18 protein-coding genes, 1 other RNA gene and 1 riboswitch are annotated in these 16,912 nt (G+C 65.8%); of the genes, 11 read left to right on the top strand and 8 right to left on the bottom strand.

Features of this window, described 5'->3' with window-relative positions; genetic code table 11:
* Positions 1-17: 17 nt before the first annotated feature.
* The 3 genes from DVT68_RS20385 to ssrA all read right to left on the bottom strand — a co-directional run bounded on the left by DVT68_RS20385 (position 18) and on the right by ssrA (position 1,028).
* Positions 18-155 (bottom strand): hypothetical protein, encoded by a 138-nt coding sequence (locus DVT68_RS20385; RefSeq protein WP_158543437.1) that lies wholly within the window; start codon positions 153-155, stop codon positions 18-20.
* A 3-nt stretch (positions 156-158) separates the two neighbouring features.
* Positions 159-644, bottom strand: a complete 486-nt coding sequence (locus DVT68_RS01485; RefSeq protein ID WP_114823295.1) for a helix-turn-helix domain-containing protein — start codon at positions 642-644, stop codon at positions 159-161.
* 31 nt (positions 645-675) lie between these two features.
* Positions 676-1,028: a transfer-messenger RNA gene (gene ssrA / locus DVT68_RS01480) on the bottom strand.
* A 107-nt stretch (positions 1,029-1,135) separates the two neighbouring features.
* Here ssrA and DVT68_RS01475 point away from each other — a divergent pair.
* On the top strand, positions 1,136-1,648 hold the full coding sequence (locus DVT68_RS01475) for a GNAT family N-acetyltransferase (RefSeq protein ID WP_114823294.1): 513 nt from the start codon (positions 1,136-1,138) through the stop codon (positions 1,646-1,648).
* On the opposite strand, the gene smpB is transcribed toward DVT68_RS01475, so the two are convergent.
* A complete protein-coding gene (gene smpB / locus DVT68_RS01470; protein ID WP_114823293.1) occupies positions 1,640-2,128 on the bottom strand; it encodes an SsrA-binding protein SmpB in 489 nt (162 codons plus the stop codon). The two genes, DVT68_RS01475 and smpB, sit on opposite strands and share 9 nt — an antisense overlap.
* 80 nt (positions 2,129-2,208) lie before the next feature.
* Here smpB and DVT68_RS01465 point away from each other — a divergent pair, with 80 nt between their 5' ends.
* Positions 2,209-2,640, top strand: coding sequence for a type II toxin-antitoxin system RatA family toxin (locus DVT68_RS01465; RefSeq protein ID WP_114823292.1), 432 nt, complete (start codon positions 2,209-2,211; stop codon positions 2,638-2,640).
* Positions 2,633-2,914 carry an RnfH family protein gene (locus DVT68_RS01460; protein ID WP_114823291.1) on the top strand — a complete coding sequence of 94 codons (282 nt, stop codon included), beginning with the start codon at positions 2,633-2,635 and terminating at the stop codon, positions 2,912-2,914. The genes DVT68_RS01465 and DVT68_RS01460 overlap by 8 nt, the downstream gene beginning before the upstream one ends.
* Before the next feature lie 16 nt (positions 2,915-2,930).
* Here DVT68_RS01460 and DVT68_RS01455 read toward each other — a convergent pair whose 3' ends face one another.
* Positions 2,931-3,389, bottom strand: a complete 459-nt coding sequence (locus tag DVT68_RS01455) for an outer membrane protein assembly factor BamE (RefSeq protein WP_114823290.1) — start codon at positions 3,387-3,389, stop codon at positions 2,931-2,933.
* A 76-nt stretch (positions 3,390-3,465) separates the two neighbouring features.
* On the opposite strand from DVT68_RS01455, the gene fur reads away from it, so the two are divergent.
* Entirely contained in the window at positions 3,466-3,882 is a 417-nt protein-coding gene (fur, locus tag DVT68_RS01450) for a ferric iron uptake transcriptional regulator (RefSeq protein WP_114823289.1), read from the top strand.
* A 627-nt stretch (positions 3,883-4,509) separates the two neighbouring features.
* Here the strand turns inward: fur and DVT68_RS01445 are convergent.
* Positions 4,510-6,105, bottom strand: coding sequence for an MASE1 domain-containing sensor histidine kinase (locus tag DVT68_RS01445; protein WP_114824332.1), 1,596 nt, complete (start codon positions 6,103-6,105; stop codon positions 4,510-4,512).
* A 75-nt stretch (positions 6,106-6,180) separates the two neighbouring features.
* On the opposite strand from DVT68_RS01445, the gene DVT68_RS01440 reads away from it, so the two are divergent.
* Complete coding sequence (locus DVT68_RS01440; RefSeq protein ID WP_114823288.1) at positions 6,181-6,816, top strand: response regulator transcription factor; 636 nt, start codon at positions 6,181-6,183, stop codon at positions 6,814-6,816.
* A gap of 189 nt (positions 6,817-7,005) precedes the next feature.
* Here the strand turns inward: DVT68_RS01440 and recN are convergent, their stop codons facing one another.
* On the bottom strand, positions 7,006-8,676 hold the full coding sequence (gene recN, locus DVT68_RS01435) for a DNA repair protein RecN (RefSeq protein WP_114823287.1): 1,671 nt from the start codon (positions 8,674-8,676) through the stop codon (positions 7,006-7,008).
* 182 nt (positions 8,677-8,858) lie between these two features.
* Here recN and hrcA point away from each other — a divergent pair, with 182 nt between their 5' ends.
* The 6 genes from hrcA to DVT68_RS01405 all read left to right on the top strand — a co-directional run bounded on the left by hrcA (position 8,859) and on the right by DVT68_RS01405 (position 16,142).
* The gene (gene hrcA, locus DVT68_RS01430) at positions 8,859-9,911 is read left to right on the top strand and encodes a heat-inducible transcriptional repressor HrcA (RefSeq protein WP_114823286.1); all 1,053 of its coding nucleotides are present in this window, start codon (positions 8,859-8,861) and stop codon (positions 9,909-9,911) included.
* Between the two features lie 85 nt (positions 9,912-9,996).
* A complete protein-coding gene (gene grpE / locus DVT68_RS01425; RefSeq protein ID WP_114823285.1) occupies positions 9,997-10,530 on the top strand; it encodes a nucleotide exchange factor GrpE in 534 nt (177 codons plus the stop codon).
* Positions 10,531-10,689: 159 nt separating this feature from the next.
* Positions 10,690-12,618 carry a molecular chaperone DnaK gene (dnaK, locus tag DVT68_RS01420; RefSeq protein WP_114823284.1) on the top strand — a complete coding sequence of 643 codons (1,929 nt, stop codon included), beginning with the start codon at positions 10,690-10,692 and terminating at the stop codon, positions 12,616-12,618.
* Positions 12,619-12,751: 133 nt separating this feature from the next.
* Positions 12,752-13,876 carry a molecular chaperone DnaJ gene (gene dnaJ / locus DVT68_RS01415; RefSeq protein WP_114823283.1) on the top strand — a complete coding sequence of 375 codons (1,125 nt, stop codon included), beginning with the start codon at positions 12,752-12,754 and terminating at the stop codon, positions 13,874-13,876.
* Between the two features lie 121 nt (positions 13,877-13,997).
* Complete coding sequence (gene dapB / locus DVT68_RS01410; RefSeq protein ID WP_114823282.1) at positions 13,998-14,801, top strand: 4-hydroxy-tetrahydrodipicolinate reductase; 804 nt, start codon at positions 13,998-14,000, stop codon at positions 14,799-14,801.
* Between the two features lie 100 nt (positions 14,802-14,901).
* Positions 14,902-15,068, top strand: a riboswitch (yybP-ykoY riboswitch).
* Between the two features lie 66 nt (positions 15,069-15,134).
* A complete protein-coding gene (locus DVT68_RS01405) occupies positions 15,135-16,142 on the top strand; it encodes a sodium:calcium antiporter (protein ID WP_114823281.1) in 1,008 nt (335 codons plus the stop codon).
* A gap of 11 nt (positions 16,143-16,153) precedes the next feature.
* On the opposite strand, the gene DVT68_RS01400 is transcribed toward DVT68_RS01405, so the two are convergent.
* Positions 16,154-16,849, bottom strand: coding sequence for a 2OG-Fe(II) oxygenase (locus tag DVT68_RS01400; RefSeq protein ID WP_114823280.1), 696 nt, complete (start codon positions 16,847-16,849; stop codon positions 16,154-16,156).
* Positions 16,850-16,912 lie beyond the last annotated feature (63 nt).

Below are 16,912 nucleotides of genomic sequence, written 5' to 3'. Positions count from 1 at the left end.
GCGCTGGCCGGGGGTAATTAGCGGGTGCTGGCTGCCGCTGGCGTGTCGGCTTGCGGCGTCACTCTCGGATGCCTGGATTTCTCAAAGACGGTCAGGACGATTGCCGTGAGAATCAAGGCGCACAGGATACCGATGACGATGATTCGCGTTTTCATGGGTTACTCCGTGGCGTGCGCGGCAAGCTGCTCCAATGCGTACTTCACCAGGTGCGGCGCCGGGCGTGAGGGGTCACCCGACGCGCGGTCAGAGCGTATCGTGCAGGATGTGACGCCGATGGCATTGGCCGCTTGCGCTTGGGTGAGGCCTGTCCGGTCGAAAATCGGGCGCAGGTAGACCGGGTCAGGCTGATGCTTCCTGGTGTCCGGTCCGTGGGATCCCGGTCGCCGCATGCGTTTTCCAGGCAACAGGAGCCGCATGCCAAGCGGCACGCCCTTGCCGTTGATACATCCCTGGCGGACGGGCCTCAGGACCACGGTCGGGGCCAGTCGGCCCGGGGCGCCCTCGCCGACGCGAATCAGGTTCGCACGCCTGATGTCGCCGCCGTGCCAGCCAGCGGCGTTGGATGCTTGTTCCAGCAACGGAAGAGGGCAGGCCTGAAACTGGCCAGACGGCGACCAAGCCGACCACCCAATAAAAAAAGCCATCCAAGCAAATCAATTGCTTGGATGGCTGGATTGGTGGAGGTGGCGGGAGTCGAACCCGCGTCCGAAGGCGTTTGACGCCCGGTACTACATGCTTAGCTCGCCGTTAGATCTCGTCCCGCGACAGCACAGCGTGCAAAGCGCATCGAAGGACCAGCCTGCTTGATTTAACCCTTGCCGACAGGCGGCAGCTTCGGGCGATCTCGTGATAATGACCCTACATCCACGAGCACGAGCACAAGTGGGTTCGGGGCTAGGCCTTAAGCGGCCAGAGCGTAGTTGTCGTCGTTGGCAACTATGAGTTTTGCCGCTGGATTAACGAGGAAAGCTGCCCCCTCGGCATGCACCAAGCCATCTCACTACCCCCGTCGAAGCCATGACACCCCCGGGGAAAACGATTGCTGGCCGTCCAGTATATGTAGGCGGCCGGGCTTCCATCAAGGCGGCATAGCAAGGCTATCGTGTGCGGCGTCAACCACCGGAAGGGAAGGGCCATGATGCGGATTCGTCAGGCTGGGCTGTCCGATGCGGGTGTGCTGACCCAATTGCGCTGTGCATTTCTGGAGCAGGAGCTCCATCAGGAGCTGCCGGCGGGTTTCGCCGACGAGTTGCACGGCTGGATCGAGGAGGCCATCCCGGATGGCCGCCTGCTGTACTGGCTGGCCGAGCTGGATGGCCGGATAGCCGGGTGCGTCGCGGTCCATCCGTACACGCATATGCCGTCCGCTTATTTCCGGCATGGCGTGGGCTGGTATGTGCTCAACATGTACGTGAAGCCGGCCCATCGGCGGCAGGGCGTCGCCAATGCGCTGCTCGCCGCCGTCGGCGCCGCGGCGAGGGAGCAGGAGGTGGACTCCATGACCCTGCATTCCACCTCCGAAGCCCATCGGATGTACGAGCGCTTCGGCTTCGGCACCTCGGTGGATGCCATGAACATGACTTTGCACGAGGACGTGGTGGGGCTCTCCGAAGGCGAGCCCGGACTGCGCTGGGGAAAGTCAGGCTGAGCGGTTGTGGGCGCGCATGGTGCGCTGCTTCTCGCGCTGCCAGTCGCGTTCCTTTTCCGTCTCGCGCTTGTCGTGCGCCTGCTTGCCCTTGGCCAGGCCGATTTCCACCTTCACCTTGTTGCCCTTCCAGTACATCGCCATCGGGATGAGGGTGTAGCCCTTGCGCTCGACCGCGCCGATCAGCGTGTCGATCTCCGCGCGGTGCAGCAGCAGCTTGCGCGTGCGCCGATCGTTGGCCACCACGTGGGTGGAGGCGCTGATCAGCGGCGGAATCGACGTGCCCACCAGCTGGATTTCGTTGGCGATGACCATGGCGTAGCTGTCGCCGAAATTGATGCGGCCGGCGCGCAGCGACTTCACTTCCCAGCCCTGCAGCTCGATGCCGGCCTCGAAGCGCTGGTCGATGTGGTACTCGTGGCGGGCGCGCTTGTTGAGCGCGATGGTGCCGCCTTGCTTGTCTTTGTCCTTAGGCTTGGCCATGTCCGTTAAACTTCGGGCTGTTTGCCCTGATGCGGATCCGGTGCATGGCCGGATCCAGATGATTCCGAAAAGAGGCTGATGTGATCGAGATCCGCCGCAGCGCCCTGGTGCGATATTCACCGGCCCAGATGTTCGACCTGGTCAATGAGGTCGAAGCATACCCAAAGCGTTTCCCCTGGTGTGTTGGCTCGCAGGTCCTCGAGCGTGGCGATGATGTGCTGGTCGCGAGGCTGGATCTCAAGTACGCCGGCTTCCGCCAGAGTTTCACCACCCGCAACACCACGGCGCGTCCGCAACGCCTGCACATGAGCCTGGTCGATGGTCCGTTCCGCAGCCTCGACGGCGTGTGGGACTTCATTGCGCTGGGAGATGCTGGCTGCAAGATCTCTTTCGCGCTGGATTTCGACTATGCCGGCAAGCTGGGTGGCACGGCCTTGAAGCTTGGTTTCCAGGGCCTTGCCGGTCGCATGGTGGACGACTTCTGCCGTGAGGCCGAGCGAGCCTATGGCTGAGCTCGTCAACATCGAGGTCGTCTATGCCGAGGCTTCGCGCCAAGTCGTGCGTCGCGTTGCCGTGCCGGCCGGCAGCACGGTGATGCAGGCGATCGAAGCGTCAGGTCTGGCCCGGGACGTGCCCGGGCTGATCGTCGATCCGTCGCGGCTGGGCATCTTTTCCCGCAAGGCGACGCCGGACCAGGTGGTGGGCGAGGGCGACCGCGTGGAAATCTACCGGCCGCTCACGCTCGATCCGAAGGAAGCACGCCGGCGCCGCGCCCACGAGGGCTGACGCCGGCCAAGGGAACTCAGTGGCCTTCGCTGCCGCCGCTGTTGTCGCCACCCTTGTCGCTACCGCCGCCACCGCCGGCGTTCTTGTCGCCCTTGGTTTCATCGACCGGGTAATTGGCGTGGTACTTCTTCTGGTCATCGACCAGCTTCTGCGCGTCCTCGGCGAAGAAGTCGCCGTCAGTGCGCACGAGCGAGTCGTTGTTGAAGGTCAGGGTCAGGGTGTGAATCTTGATGTCGCCGCCGCGGTGCTGCTGGGTGGAGACGTAGTTCCACTGGTTCTGGGCGAACGGCGAGTCCACCGAGGGCGAGCCGAGCAGCACCAGAACCTGGCGCTTGGTCATGCCGGGCTGCAGCTGATCCACGTTCTTCTTGTCGAGCAGGTTGCCCTGCTGCACGTCGGGGGTATAAATCAGGCGGCAGCTGGCCAGGGAAAGGGCCAACATGGCGAAACCCAGCGTGCGAATCAGCTTATGCATGCGTGTTGCGTCCGGATCGTAAAGGTGTCGGATGATACACTAACGGCCTCGTGCCGCCGTGTGCGTGGAGCTTGTTATGGAACAGGAAACCAAAGAACTGCGCAAAGCCGGGCTGAAGGTCACCCACCCCCGGATGCGGATCTTGCAAATCTTCGAGGACGAGGAGGCTCACCACCTCACCGCCGAAGATGTCTACAAACGGCTGCTGGCCCACCAGGAAGACATCGGCCTGGCCACCGTCTACCGCGTGCTGACCCAGTTCGAGGCCGCCGGCATCGTGGTCAAGCACAACTTCGAAGGCGGCCAGGCCGTCTACGAGCTGGACCGCGGCAAGCATCATGACCACATGATCGATGTGGACAGCGGAAAGGTCATCGAGTTCGTCAGCGAGGAGATCGAGCGTCTCCAGCACGAAATCGCGGCCCGCCATGGCTACGTCATCGAGGACCACAGCCTGGTGCTGTACGTGCGGCCCAAGAAATCCCACAAGTAAATCCGGGCGGGCCCGAAAGCAGCTAGGCCGGTGGCGGTGACGCCATCGGCCTTTGTTTTGGCGGGGATGGTTCGGGCGAGCGCGGGAAAATCGCTGGGTGACTCGCTTTGGTGGCCCAGTCGGGCAGCAAAGCAGGCATTCTGCGCATTGCGCGATAGCTCAGCGTCCACTCGGGTGGCAGCAAGTTGAGACGCGCTACCTCAGAGAGATTTGGAGGGCCCAATGGGAGAACTCAGCCGGTCTCGGAAAGAAGAGGGGCGGTTTCACCCGTCATCCCAGCGAAAGCTGGGATCCAGCGCCTTTACGAAGGTCACAAGCAATGCGGGTGGGTGACGTCGCCAGTGGCGTCATTGGCTCAAAAAGCGCCCATAAAAAAAGCCGCGGGAGGACTCCTGTCCGCCCAGCGGCTGATCCGTTACCGGATGGCTCCAGAGGAAGGCGAGTTGCTCGCTCAACCCGGTTTTGCCACCGATTCCGGCGGAACGGCATCCTGCCGCTCTTCTTGCCCACCGTCCCCACGGTTGGCAAGGCTCACCATCTTGCGATGGTGGCTCCCCCACATCGATGAATCCAGACTAACGAAGCCTTCACACGCCGGGTATCAGAAAATTTCCTATGTAACGGAACTTATACCCGGGCCGGTTCGACGGCGTTCGTGCTGCTGCGCAGCAAAATGCGCAGATGCACGCCCTGCGACTCGGGGCGGACGCGGAAAAGCCCGCCCAGGGAGGTGACCCGGTCGCGCATGCCCTGCATGCCGCGGCCGCCGCGGGGCACCCGTGCCGGCAGGCCTATGCCGTTGTCGCGGATATCCAGCAGGGCCAGCGCTACGCCCTGCCGCTCGCCGATGCGCAGGCGTAGCTGGAAAACGTCTGCGTGGGCGTGCTTGACCGCATTGGTCGCACTTTCCTGAACAAGACGATAGATGACCGTGCGGGTGTCGTCGTCGAGCAGGCGGGGATCACCGTGCAGGTCGGTACGGTAGGCGACCCCGGCGGCGTTGAGCAGGTCGCGGATGGGGCCTTCGTCCAGGGCGCGCAGCAGGCCGAATTCGTCCAGCACCGCTGGGCGCAGGTCGTCCAGCAGCCGGCGCAGGGCGCGACGCATATGACCAAGAATGGCGTTGATCGACACCCCGATGTCATCCATCCCCGCCTGGGTCAGGCGTGACTGGGCCAGTTTCAGGTGGGTCTGGATGGCGGTGAGGTTCTGTCCCAGCTCATCGTGCAGCTCGGCGGCCATGTGGCGCCGTTGGTTTTCCTCGGTCTGCAGGTTGCCGCGCGCGGCGTCCCTCAGCTGGCGGGCGAGGTGATCCAGCCTGCGGTTGACCGCGGCCAGGTAGACGTTCTGCTCAGCCACGCGCTCGCTGCTCCGGCGCAGGGCGTCGGTGGCCGAACCCAGCATCAGCGCGCCAGTGCCGGCCACGGCCAGGAACAGCACGCCGGCCGCGCCCGGGGCGCCATGGCCGGAATAATGGTCGACCAGTGTCATGCCCAGGCTGGAGATCAGCATGGACAGGCTGGCGCCGCGCCAACCATGGCGGAAGGCGAAGAACAGCACCGGGGCCAGCGATAGCACGCGGGCGAACTGCGGCTGCGGCGCCTCGTGCGAGGACAGCACCAGCAGAATCGCCAGCGCGGGCATCAACACCAGCAGGCCGTCCATCAGCAGCCGCCCCAGCGCGCGCCGGTTCAGGCGCGCCCGCACCAGCATGATGAGCAGGGGCACCACCAGCAGCACGCCCACGTAGTTGCCCAGTAGGTCCTGGCCGAGGGCCTGCACCAGCATGCCGGAGCCGGGGCTGGCGTGGATCAGGGCGAGCAGGACCGCGTCGGTGGCGGTGGTCGCCGCGACCGTAAAGGCCGCCGAGAGCAGCAGGCGGGCCACGTCTTCCGGGTCGCGCAGGCCGGCGTGCAGGTTCGCCCGGCGCATCAGCCAGAGGCAGATGGCCACCACGGTCGGTTCCGGCAGGTCGCCCAGCAGGAAGCTCATCCACCCCATCGGCTGGTGGTGGACCAGGGTGATGAGTCCACTGGCGGCGAATTCGGCGCCCAGCAGCCACGGCCACATGCGCCCGGGAGCGAGCAGCAACGCGCCGAAGCGCAGACCGTAGGGAAGCATCCAGTAGGGTTGCTCTGTAGGCCATAGCAGCAGCCAGAGCAGCAGGTAGGCCACGCCAAGAAGTAAGTTCGATCCGGGGATCGCAGAAGATTTCGATGACATGCGGCCGATGTTACCTGTCATGAACAGTGGCTGAGGGGATAGGCGACCACCTTCCGTACTGCTATACATGCAGCCATGTACAGCATTGTCCTGGTCGATGACCATGCCATCGTACGCGAGGGGTTCAAACGACTGATCGAAATGGAGCCGGATCTGGAGGTGGTTGCGGAGTGCCGCAGCGCCGACGATGCGGTCGAAGCGGTCGGTACGCGCAAGCCTGATCTCGTGGCGCTCGATCTCTCGCTGCCGGATGGCAGCGGGCTGCCGTTGATCGAGCACTTGCGCAGCGTGGCCGCCGACAGCCGCATCGTCGTGCTGAGCATGCACGACGGCGAGCCGTACGTTTCCGAGGCTCTGCGCCGGGGCGCCAGTGGCTACGTGACCAAGGGTGTGGCGCCCGAGGAGCTGGTGGCCGGCCTGCGCGCGGTGATGCAGGGCGAGTGCTTCCTCAGCTCCGACCTGCGCAAGCGCCGGGCGGAGCGTCCGAACGAGGCCCGCGACCCGATCAACCGGCTCACCGCCCGCGAGCGCGAGGTGTTCCTGCTGCTGGCGGCCGGTCGCGCGCCCAAGCAGGTCGCCGGCGAGCTGGGCATCGGCCAGAAGACGGTCTACATCCACCGCGCCAGCCTGATGGGCAAGTTGGGCGCCGGTTCGGAACTGGACCTCTACCGCATGGCGGCCGAACGCGGGTTGCTGCCGCGGAAGAACTGATTTCTTCCCTGGCGTCGAATGCTCGCCAGGCCGGCGAAGCCGGTCATTCCCCTCACCGTCATTCCGGCGAAAGCCGGAATCCAGCGACTTTCTTCATAGCCGCACTTAAGGGCAGAGCAAAGACCCTGGATTCCGGCTTTCGCCGGAATGACGGGCAGGGGGCGTTTCGGCCAAATGGCGCGCGTCATTTCAAACCTGCGCCCGCTCCAACATCTGCTTCGCATGCGCCCGGGTTTCGCGGGTGATTTCCACGCCGCCCAGCATGCGCGCCAGCTCGTCGCGACGGCCGTTGGCGTCGAGCGTCTCGATCCGCGTGCGGGTCGACTCGCCGTCACTGGCCTTGCTGACGCGAAGGTGCGCATGGCCCTGAGCGGCGACCTGCGGCAGGTGGGTCACGCACAGCACCTGTCGCTGACCACCCAGGGCGCGCAACTTCTGGCCGACCACTTCGGCCACGGCGCCACCGATGCCGGTGTCAACTTCGTCGAACACCATGGTGCCCACCGTGTCCTTGCCCAGCGTGGCGACCTCGATGGCCAGGCTGATGCGGGCCAGTTCGCCGCCCGATGCGACCTTGCGCAGCGCACGCGGCGGCTGGCCGGGGTTGGCGCTCACCAGCAGCTCGCAGCGCTCGCGACCCTGGACGTCCGGGTCCCCCTCGGCCGTGGCTTCCAGCTCGATCACCAGGCGGCCGCCGCTCATGCCGAGCTCGGCCATCAGCGCGCTCACTTCCTCGCCCAGGCGCTGGCTGGCGGTTTCGCGCGCGTGGCTGAGCTTGCCGGCGACCTCGTCGTAACTCTGCTGGAGGCGCTGGCGCTGCAGGGCCAGTTTTTCCAGGGCGTCGCCGGCGCCCTCCAGTTCGCCGAGCTCATCACGCAGGGTCTGGGCCTTGTCGTGGAGTTCGGTGGTGGCCACGCGATGGCGGCGGGACAGTTCGTGCAGCCTGGTGAGATGGGTGTCCACCTCGGTGAAGCGTTCGGGATCCAGGTCCACGTCGAGGGCGTAGCGACCCAGGCCGTCAGCGGCCTCGGTCAACTGGATCGAGGCGTTGTCGAGCAACTCCAGCAGCGGGGCGAGCTTGTCGTCCAGCGCGGCCAGCTTGGTCATCTCCAGCTGGGCGCGCCCGAGCGCACGTCGCAGCGCAAATTCGCTGTCGCCGTCGAGCAGCTCGACCACGCCGCCGGCGCCCTCGGCGAGGCGGCCGGCATTGGCTAGCCGCTTGTGGCTGGCTTCCAGTTCGGTGAGTTCGGTGGGCGGCAGCGCCCATTTCTCCAGTTCGCCCAGCTCATGGCGCAACAGTTCGATGCGCTGCTCGCGGTCGTCGCCGCCGCTGAGCTTGCGGATGCGCTGGCCCAGTTCGCGCCATTGCTGCGCCAGCTCGCGGACCTGCGCCACCAGCGCCTCGTTGCCAGCGTAGGCGTCCAGCAACTCGAGCTGGTGGGCGCGCGACAGCAGGGCCTGGTGCTCGTGCTGGCCGTGGATCTCCACCAGTAGGGTGGCCAGCTCGCCCAGCTGGCTGGCGTTGGCCGGACGGCCATTGATCCAGGCTCGCGAGCTGCCCTCGGCGCGGATCACCCGTCGCAGCTGGCAGCTGTCTTCCTCGTCCAGCTCCTCCCGGCGCAGCCACTCGCGCGCCTCCGGCAGGTCGGTCAGGTCGAACTCGGCGGTGAGTTCGGCGCGGTCGCTGCCGGCGCGCACCATGCCGCTGTCGGCACGGGCGCCGGCCAGCAACATCAGTGCATCCACCAGCAGGGACTTGCCCGCGCCGGTTTCGCCGCTGACCACGGTAAGACCCGGGCCGAAGGCGATCTCGGCTTCTTCGACGACGGCGAAATGACGAACGTAGAGCGAGGTGAGCATGGGCGAGGGTATGTTGGAGTCGGTGGATTGTAAGCGGCGGGGGATGGGGGACGGATAGAGGGGCTGCGCGATGCACCCCCGGCGCCTTGGCCGAGCGTCACCCGATGCCCCTGGACCCACCCCTTTCTTGCAAACTTTTTCCCGAGACCTTATTTCTTTTACGTCTCACGGATTGCTACAGCATGCCTGCCTCCGAACTCGATGCCCGCGCACGCCGCCTGTTGCGCACATTGATCGCCCAGTACCTCGCCGACGGCGAGCCTGTGGGATCGCGCACGCTTTCGCGTTCGTCAGGGCTGGACGTGAGCCCAGCCACCATCCGCAACATCATGGCGGACCTGGAAGAAGCCGGCCTGGTCGCCTCGCCGCATACCTCGGCCGGTCGCATCCCCACCCCGCGTGGCCTGCGCCTGTTCGTGGACAGCCTGATCGAGCTGCAGCCCTTGCCGCAGGACGAGATGGCGCGCCTGCGCCGCGAGCTGCCGCCGGGGCCGACCACCACCCGCGACCTGCTCGGCAACGCCTCGGCCCTGCTGTCGGCGATGACCCGCTTCGCCGGTGTGGTGACCGTGCCGCGCCAGGTCGACTTCCCGCTGCGGCATATCGATTTTGTCCCGCTGCCCGACGCGCGCGTACTGGTGATCCTGGTGTTCTCGGACAATCAGGTGCAGAACCGCATCGTGCAACTGGCCCGGCCGCTGGACGGCCGAGAGCTGGAGCAGGCGGCCAACTATCTCAACAGCCAGTTCGCCGGCCTGCGTCTGGACGACATCCGCGCCCACCTGCTGCGCGAACTGCGCGAGACCAGCGGCGAGCTCAACCGCCTGATGTCCAGCGCGGTCGAGCTGGCGGCGGCCTCGTTCGCACCGCAGGCCGAGAGCGACGATGTGCTGGTCAGCGGCCAGACCAACCTGATGGGTTATTCGGAGCTGGCCAACCTGGAGCGCTTGCGCGAGCTGTTCGAGGCCTTCCAGAAGAAGAACGAGCTGCTGCAGCTGATGGAGGTCTGCGCCAAGGCCCCCGGCGTGCGGCTGTTCATCGGTGAAGAGTCGGGTTTTGCCGCGCTGGATGGCTGCAGCGTGGTCACCGCCAGCTACGGCGCCCAGGGCCGCGTGCTGGGGGCGGTCGGCGTGATCGGCCCCACCCGCATGGCCTACGAGCGGGTGATCCCGGTAGTGCAGGCCACGGCCGGTTTGCTCAGCGACGCCTTGAATCGCGTCGCGACGACCTTATAACGCGCCCGGGAGGCGGGGTTACCCGCAGGTTTTTGACGGTTGGCGCCAGGTGGCGCCGGCCACGGATAAGGCTTGGAGTTATTCAATGCAAAGCAACGATCCAACGACGCCCGGTGAGGCGCAGGCCTCCGGCGGGCAGGGCGGTTCGGCCCAGGCTGAACTGGAAGCGCTGAAGGCGCGCATCGCCGAGCTGGAAGCCAGCAACGGCGAGCTGCGCGATACCGTGCTGCGCGAGAAGGCGGAAATCGAGAACCAGCGCCGACGCCTGCACCGCGACGTGGAGCAGGCTCGCCGCTTCGCCAACGAGAAGCTGCTCAACGAGCTGCTGCCGGTCTACGACGGTCTGGAAAGCGGCCTTCAGGTGGAAGGCGGTGATGTCGCCAGCATGCGCGAAGGCATCGCGCTCACCCTGAAGTCGCTGCTGAAGGTCGCCGAGAACAATGGCCTGGTGCAGGTCGATCCGGTGGGCCAGCCGCTGGATCCGGAGAAGCACCATGCCGTGAGCATGGTGGATGCGCCGGGCGCGGCACCCAACACGGTGGTCAACGTGCTGCAGAAGGGCTACGTGCTGAACGACCGGCTGTTGCGCCCGGCGTTGGTGGCGGTCGCCAAGGACTAACGCCCTCGACGGCGGACGAGGACGCCTGAACAGCGTCCCCTGCCGGGATCGAAGGCGAGGCATCGGGGGTCTTTGCGGCATTGAGATGCCAGGCGCGGAACCCCATCTGGAAACCAGTTGCGGCCGAGGGGTCGCTTAAAGAATTCGGGAGTAGACAATATGGGCAAGATCATTGGTATCGACCTGGGCACGACCAACTCGTGCGTCGCCGTGATGGACGGCACCACCGCCAAGGTCATCGAGAACTCGGAAGGCGATCGCACCACGCCGTCGATCGTCGCTTTCACCAAGGACAACGAAGTCCTCGTCGGTGCGCCGGCCAAGCGCCAGAGCGTGACCAACCCCAAGAACACCTTCTACGCGGTGAAGCGCCTCATCGGCCGCAAGTTCACCGACGCGGAAGTGCAGAAAGACCTGCACATCGTGCCCTACGGCATCGTTGCCCATGAAAACGGCGACGCCTGGGTGCAGACGGCCGACGGCAAGAAGATGGCTCCGCAGGAGATCTCGGCCAAGGTCCTCATGAAGATGAAGAAGACCGCCGAGGATTATCTCGGCGAGACCGTCACCGAAGCGGTGATCACGGTGCCGGCCTATTTCAACGACAGCCAGCGCCAGGCGACCAAGGACGCCGGCCGCATCGCGGGCCTGGACGTCAAGCGCATCATCAACGAGCCGACCGCGGCCGCGCTGGCCTACGGTCTGGACAAGAAGGGCGGTGACCGCAAGATCGCCGTGTACGACCTCGGCGGCGGCACCTTCGACGTGTCGATCATCGAGATCGCCGAAGTCGACGGCGAGAAGCAGTTCGAAGTGCTGGCCACCAACGGCGACACCTTCCTCGGTGGCGAAGACTTCGACATGCGCGTCATCGACTACCTCGTCGAGGAATTCAAGAAAGACCAGGGCATGGACCTGCGCAAGGATCCGCTGGCGCTGCAGCGTCTGAAGGACGCCGCCGAGCGCGCGAAGATCGAGCTGTCGTCCAGCCACCAGACCGAAGTGAACCTGCCGTACATCACGGCTGACGCCTCCGGTCCGAAGCATCTCAACATCAAGCTGACCCGCGCCAAGCTTGAGGCGCTGGTGGAAGATCTGGTCAAGCGCACCATCGAACCGTGCCGCACCGCGTTGAATGACGCCGGCCTGCGCGTGTCCGACATCAACGAGGTGATCCTCGTCGGTGGCCAGACCCGCATGCCCAAGGTGCAGGAGTCGGTGAAGGACTTCTTCGGCAAGGAACCGCGCAAGGACGTCAACCCGGACGAGGCCGTTGCTGTCGGCGCCGCGATCCAGGGCGGCGTGCTGGGTGGTTCGGTCAAGGACGTGCTGCTGCTCGACGTCACCCCGCTGTCGCTCGGCATCGAGACGATGGGCGGCGTGATGACCAAGCTGATCGAGAAGAACACCACCGTGCCGACCAAGGCCTCGCAGGTGTTCTCCACCGCCGACGACAACCAGACCGCGGTGACCGTGCACGTGCTGCAGGGTGAGCGCGAGCGCGCCAGCGCCAACAAGTCGCTGGGCAAGTTCGACCTGCAGGGCATCGATGCCGCGCCGCGTGGCATGCCGCAGATCGAGGTCACCTTCGACATCGACGCCAACGGCATCCTGCACGTGTCGGCCAAGGACAAGAAGACCGGCAAGGAACAGAAGATCGAGATCAAGGCAGGCTCGGGCCTGTCCGAGGAAGAGATCAACCGCATGGTGGCCGACGCCGAGGCCAACAAGGAAGAAGACAAGAAGTTCCACGAGCTCGTCGGCGCCCGCAACAAGGCCGACCAGCTGGTGCACGCCACCCGCAGCGCGCTCAAGGAGCACGGCGGCAAGGTGCCGGGCGACCAGCTGAGCTCGATCGAGGGCGCCCTCTCGGATCTGGAGAAGGTCAAGGACGGCGACGACAAGGCAGCCATCGAGGCGAAGGTTGAGAAGCTCGAGCAGGTCGCCCAGGCGCTCTACGCCGCCGCTCAGGGCGGCGCCCAGGCGGACGCCGGGGCGCATGCCGGCGCCGGCGCCCACCAGGGCTCGGCCGCCCAGGACGACGTGGTGGACGCCGAGTTCACTGAAGTCAAGGACGACAAGAAGTAAGATACGCGGGTCGGCGCTGCCGATCTGATGCAGCCCGCGCCCGGGACTCGAATCCTAGGCGCGGGCTGTTTGTTAGTTAGACATGGATCGGCCGATTCATGTGGCAAGAGAACGATCCATGTCGGATGCAACAATGAGCAAGCGCGATTACTACGAAGTCCTGGGCGTTGAACGGTCCGTCACCGAGGCGGACCTGAAGAAGTCCTTCCGTCGGCTGGCGATGAAGTACCACCCGGACCGTTGCCCGGACGATCCGCATGCACAGGAGAAGTTCAAGGAGGCCAAGGAGGCCTACGAAGTGCTGTCGGACGCGCAGAAGCGCGCGATGTACGACCAGCATGGCCACGCCGCGTTCGAGCACGGCATGGGCGGTCGCGGTGGCGCCGGGTTCGGCGACATGGGCGACATCTTCGGCGACATCTTTGGTGACATTTTCGGCATGGGCGGCGGCCGCGGGCGTCAGCGCCGTGGCTCTGACCTGCGCTACATCATGGAGCTCGATCTCGAGGAAGCCGTGTTCGGCGTCGAGAAGAAGATCGAGATTCCCACCCAGGTCAATTGTCACCACTGCAATGGCAGCGGCTCCGATGACGGCAAGACGGTGACCTGCAAGACCTGCCACGGCCATGGCCGCGTGCGCATGCAGAACGGCATCTTCTCCATCCAGCAGGCCTGCCCGCATTGCGGTGGCAGCGGCCAGACCATCGAGAAGCCCTGCAAGGAGTGCGATGGCGAGGGCCTGCTGCAGGAAACGCGCACGCTGTCGGTGAACATTCCCGCCGGCGTGGACAATGGGGATCGCATCCGCCTCGCGGGGCAGGGTGAAGCCGGTCCGCAAGGCGCGGAAGCGGGTGATCTCTACGTGGAAGTGCGCGTGCGCGAGCACGCCATCTTCCAGCGCGACGGCAACGACCTGCATTGCGAGCTGCCGATCCGCTTCTCGCAGGCGGCCCTGGGCGCCGAGCTGTCCGTGCCGACGCTGGAAGGCGAGGTGCCGATCAATATCCCGCCGGAAACCCAGACGGGCCAGCTGTTCCGCCTGCGCGGCCGCGGCGTGAAGTCGGTGCGCAGCAGCCGCACCGGCGACCTGATCTGCCGTGTCGTGGTTGAAACGCCGGTGCGCCTGACCAAGCAGCAGCGCGAACTGTTCGAGCAGTTGGAAGCCACTTTCGCGGGCGGCGAGGCCGAGAAGCACACGCCGCGCGCCAAGACCTGGGTCGACGGCGTCAAGCAGTTCTGGTCGCGGGTCACGTCGTAATTCCCTGCGCCGGCGCGTTTCGCCGTCGGTGTTTTCGCGAGCAAGGTCCATATACGCCCGTCGCGGCGGGCGCTAGCATCGCGTCTCCGTGCCCGCTGCTCTTTCGGAAGGAGTCCTTTGCATGAGCCAGCCCGTTCGCCTCGCCATCAATGGCGCCACCGGCCGCATGGGCCAGGCCTTGCTGGCCCTGGAAAAGAAAGATCCCCGTTTCGTGCTCGCCGCCGCGGTGACTTCGCCCGGCTCACGAGAGCTCGGCCAGCCGGTTCACCAGGGTGACGAGGCCCCGCTCTACAGCCACGGCTGGCCCGAGGAGGAAACCATCGACGTGGTGGTGGATTTCAGTGGGCCGGCCGGACTGGCCGAAGCGCTCACCTATTGCGAATCTCGCGGCGTTGCGTTGGTCACCGGCACCACCGGCCTGGACGCCACCTTCGCACAGCGACTCAATGCCTCCGCGCAACGGATTGCCCTGTTGCGCGCCGCCAACTTCAGCCTGGGCGTCGCGGTGCTCACGCGCCTGCTGCGGCAGGCCGCCGCCGCGCTTCCGGGTTGGGACCTGGACATCGTCGAGGCCCATCACAACCGCAAGGAAGACGCGCCGTCCGGCACCGCGCTGGCGCTTGGCGAAGCCGCCGCCGCGGCGCGCAACACCACGCTGCGCGAGAGCGCGGTCTATGCGCGGCAGGGCCGGACCGGCGCCCGCGAGCACGGCACGATTGGCTTTGCGGTGGTGCGCGGGGGAGACATCGTCGGCGAGCACGAGGCCTTGTTGATGGGGCAGGGCGAGCGGCTGGAGCTGGTGCATCGCGCCACCGACCGCTCGATCTTCGCGCGCGGCGCGCTGGAGGCCGCGTACTGGCTGAGTGGCCGCGCCCCGGGCGACTACGACCTCGACGCCATGTTGGCTGACCGCACCTCGCACTAAGGCCGCCGATGGCCGGACCATCGCGCCGAACGCCCGGGGCGATGGGGTTGCGCGGCAGCCGTCTTCACTTGTCCGACGGAAGGGCGCTCGCTAAAATTCGCGCATTGTCATTGGGGAGTAGCCATCCTCACCCCACCGCCCGTCGATCCGACCGGCGATATCTGAGGAATCCACGTCAACAGACTTGAGGCTTGCGCCTCATGGCGTGGATGGCCCAGGGCGCTTTCGGCGCCCGTGGCCCGGCGAGACCTTTGGCCGCGACGCGCTCACCTTTGCCGGGCGAGCTCGCGTCGTCGAGCCAATGGTTTCTGCTCGCCCGGCCATGGATGAAACATGCTCATCGCGTTGCTGTTCCTGCTATCGGCTGGCGCCATCTATGTCGCCTGCGAATATTTCGTCAACGGCGTGGAGTGGTTCGGGCAGAAGCTCAACCTGGGCGCCACGGCGACGGGCACGGTCCTGGCCGCATTCGGAACGGCCCTGCCGGAGAGCGCGGTCACCTTCGTTGCGGTGATCCTCGGGCGCACGCCGGAACAGCGGGACATCGGTGTCGGCGCGGCGCTCGGCGGCCCGCTGGCGTTGGCGACCATTGCCTATGCCGTGGTCGGCCTGGCGCTGTGGATGAACCGCCGCCGCCTGCAGCGGGCCGATCACGTGGTGCGCGTCGAACATGGGCGCCTCGCACGCGACCAGTCCTGGTTTCTTGCGATCTTCGTGGTGAAGTGCGGCCTCGGTCTGGTGGCGTTTGCCTTCAAGCCCTGGCTCGGCGTGCTGTTCCTCGTTGCCTATGCGCTCTACGTATGGGGCGAGCTCAAGCGTGTCGACACCGCGCCCGAGGATGAGGTGCTCGAGCCGCTGAAACTGCGTCCCGGCGCAGCCGATCCCTCGTTGGGATGGGTGCTCCTGCAGACGATCTTGGCGCTGGCAGTGATTGCCTTTGCCTCACACGTCTTCGTGAAACAGATCGAAGCGATCGGCATCGCGCTGCAGTTGTCACCGCACCTGGTGGCGCTGGTGCTGAGCCCTGTGGCGACCGAGCTGCCGGAAACGATGAATGCGCTGATCTGGGTGCGCCAGGGCAAGGAACGGCTGGCGCTGGCCAACATTTCGGGGGCCATGATGATCCAGGCGACCATCCCCAGTTCTCTGGCCATTTTCGCCACGCCCTGGCTGTTCGATGCGCCGCTGATGGTGGCCGGCGTGCTGACCGGTGTGGCGGTGATCTACCTTTGGTGGATGTTCCAGCGCGGTCGGGTGGACGCGCGCTGGATCGCCCCAGTGGGCCTGCTGTACGGCGTGTTCGCCGCGTACATCGCCTGGTATTACATGGTCCGGGCCTGAGTCGCGCCGACTTAGTCCCGGTGCGCGGCGTTGCGGTCGCGGCCTGCGCCCAGCTTGCGGTCCAGCGAACCGAACAGCTTCTTGAAAGCACGCGAGAATTTGCCGCGCTTCGTCTTGCGCAGCTTTTCCTTCTCGCTGGTGAGCCAGGCGACCTGGATCACGCGGCGCTCGCCCTCATAGGGCAGATGGCCGTGGAACGAATTGTCGCAGCGCTTGAACACCGCGAATTCCCCGTACAGCGGCTTGAGTTCCGGCGCGACCATGTTGTCGATGTTGTCGATGCTGCCGAGGAAACGCAGGCAGCCGTCGCTGGTGTCCGGCCACAGGTTGTTGAGATAGAGCAGGGCCGTGGCCACCTTGGAGCGGCTGTCGGTATGGATGGTCCCGTGGCGCTTGTTCAGTGAACGGCACAGCGTGATCAGGGTGGGGTACTGCCCCAGGTTGGTGATGCCCAGGCGCGTGCCGATGGCGCTGGCGAAGTCGGCCGAGCTCAATCGCTGCACCAGGGCGTTGATCGAGGGGCCGCAGTCCGTGGCGTCGTACGGGAAGAAGCCGGCGCTGGCATAGCGGGGGAAATCCCGTTCCAGGTCCGCGCGCGCCTCGTCCGGCAGCTGCCCATGTGCGATCAGGAAGGGGAAAGGCTCACTCCGCACGTCCGTATCGGGTCGGTCCAGGCGAGTGGGATCGAGCAGCGCGGCTGAGTTCATGAATGTCCTTTCAGCAACTAGGCGAGGCTAGTGTAGCGCCCGCCGCTGCTGGCGTTAGGCCTT

It is taken from the genome of Dyella solisilvae, from assembly GCF_003351225.1.
Taxonomy (GTDB): Bacteria; Pseudomonadota; Gammaproteobacteria; order Xanthomonadales; family Rhodanobacteraceae; genus Dyella; species Dyella solisilvae.
The sequence above is the reverse complement of the archived record's forward strand: the minus strand, read 5'-3'. Positions and strand labels throughout refer to the sequence as shown.

Bases quoted from the DNA above. Each gene is read 5' to 3' on its own strand.
- DVT68_RS20385 (WP_158543437.1), bottom strand. From the start codon at position 155: ATGAAAACGCGAATCATCGTCATCGGTATCCTGTGCGCCTTGATTCTC.
- DVT68_RS01485 (WP_114823295.1), bottom strand. From the start codon at position 644: ATGGCTTTTTTTATTGGGTGGTCGGCTTGGTCGCCGTCTGGCCAGTTT.
- DVT68_RS01475 (WP_114823294.1), top strand. From the start codon at position 1,136: ATGATGCGGATTCGTCAGGCTGGGCTGTCCGATGCGGGTGTGCTGACC.
- smpB (WP_114823293.1), bottom strand. From the start codon at position 2,128: ATGGCCAAGCCTAAGGACAAAGACAAGCAAGGCGGCACCATCGCGCTC.
- DVT68_RS01460 (WP_114823291.1), top strand. From the start codon at position 2,633: ATGGCTGAGCTCGTCAACATCGAGGTCGTCTATGCCGAGGCTTCGCGC.
- DVT68_RS01455 (WP_114823290.1), bottom strand. From the start codon at position 3,389: ATGCATAAGCTGATTCGCACGCTGGGTTTCGCCATGTTGGCCCTTTCC.
- fur (WP_114823289.1), top strand. From the start codon at position 3,466: ATGGAACAGGAAACCAAAGAACTGCGCAAAGCCGGGCTGAAGGTCACC.
- DVT68_RS01445 (WP_114824332.1), bottom strand. From the start codon at position 6,105: ATGTCATCGAAATCTTCTGCGATCCCCGGATCGAACTTACTTCTTGGC.
- DVT68_RS01440 (WP_114823288.1), top strand. From the start codon at position 6,181: ATGTACAGCATTGTCCTGGTCGATGACCATGCCATCGTACGCGAGGGG.
- recN (WP_114823287.1), bottom strand. From the start codon at position 8,676: ATGCTCACCTCGCTCTACGTTCGTCATTTCGCCGTCGTCGAAGAAGCC.
- hrcA (WP_114823286.1), top strand. From the start codon at position 8,859: ATGCCTGCCTCCGAACTCGATGCCCGCGCACGCCGCCTGTTGCGCACA.
- grpE (WP_114823285.1), top strand. From the start codon at position 9,997: ATGCAAAGCAACGATCCAACGACGCCCGGTGAGGCGCAGGCCTCCGGC.
- dnaK (WP_114823284.1), top strand. From the start codon at position 10,690: ATGGGCAAGATCATTGGTATCGACCTGGGCACGACCAACTCGTGCGTC.
- dnaJ (WP_114823283.1), top strand. From the start codon at position 12,752: ATGAGCAAGCGCGATTACTACGAAGTCCTGGGCGTTGAACGGTCCGTC.
- dapB (WP_114823282.1), top strand. From the start codon at position 13,998: ATGAGCCAGCCCGTTCGCCTCGCCATCAATGGCGCCACCGGCCGCATG.
- DVT68_RS01405 (WP_114823281.1), top strand. From the start codon at position 15,135: ATGCTCATCGCGTTGCTGTTCCTGCTATCGGCTGGCGCCATCTATGTC.
- DVT68_RS01400 (WP_114823280.1), bottom strand. From the start codon at position 16,849: ATGAACTCAGCCGCGCTGCTCGATCCCACTCGCCTGGACCGACCCGAT.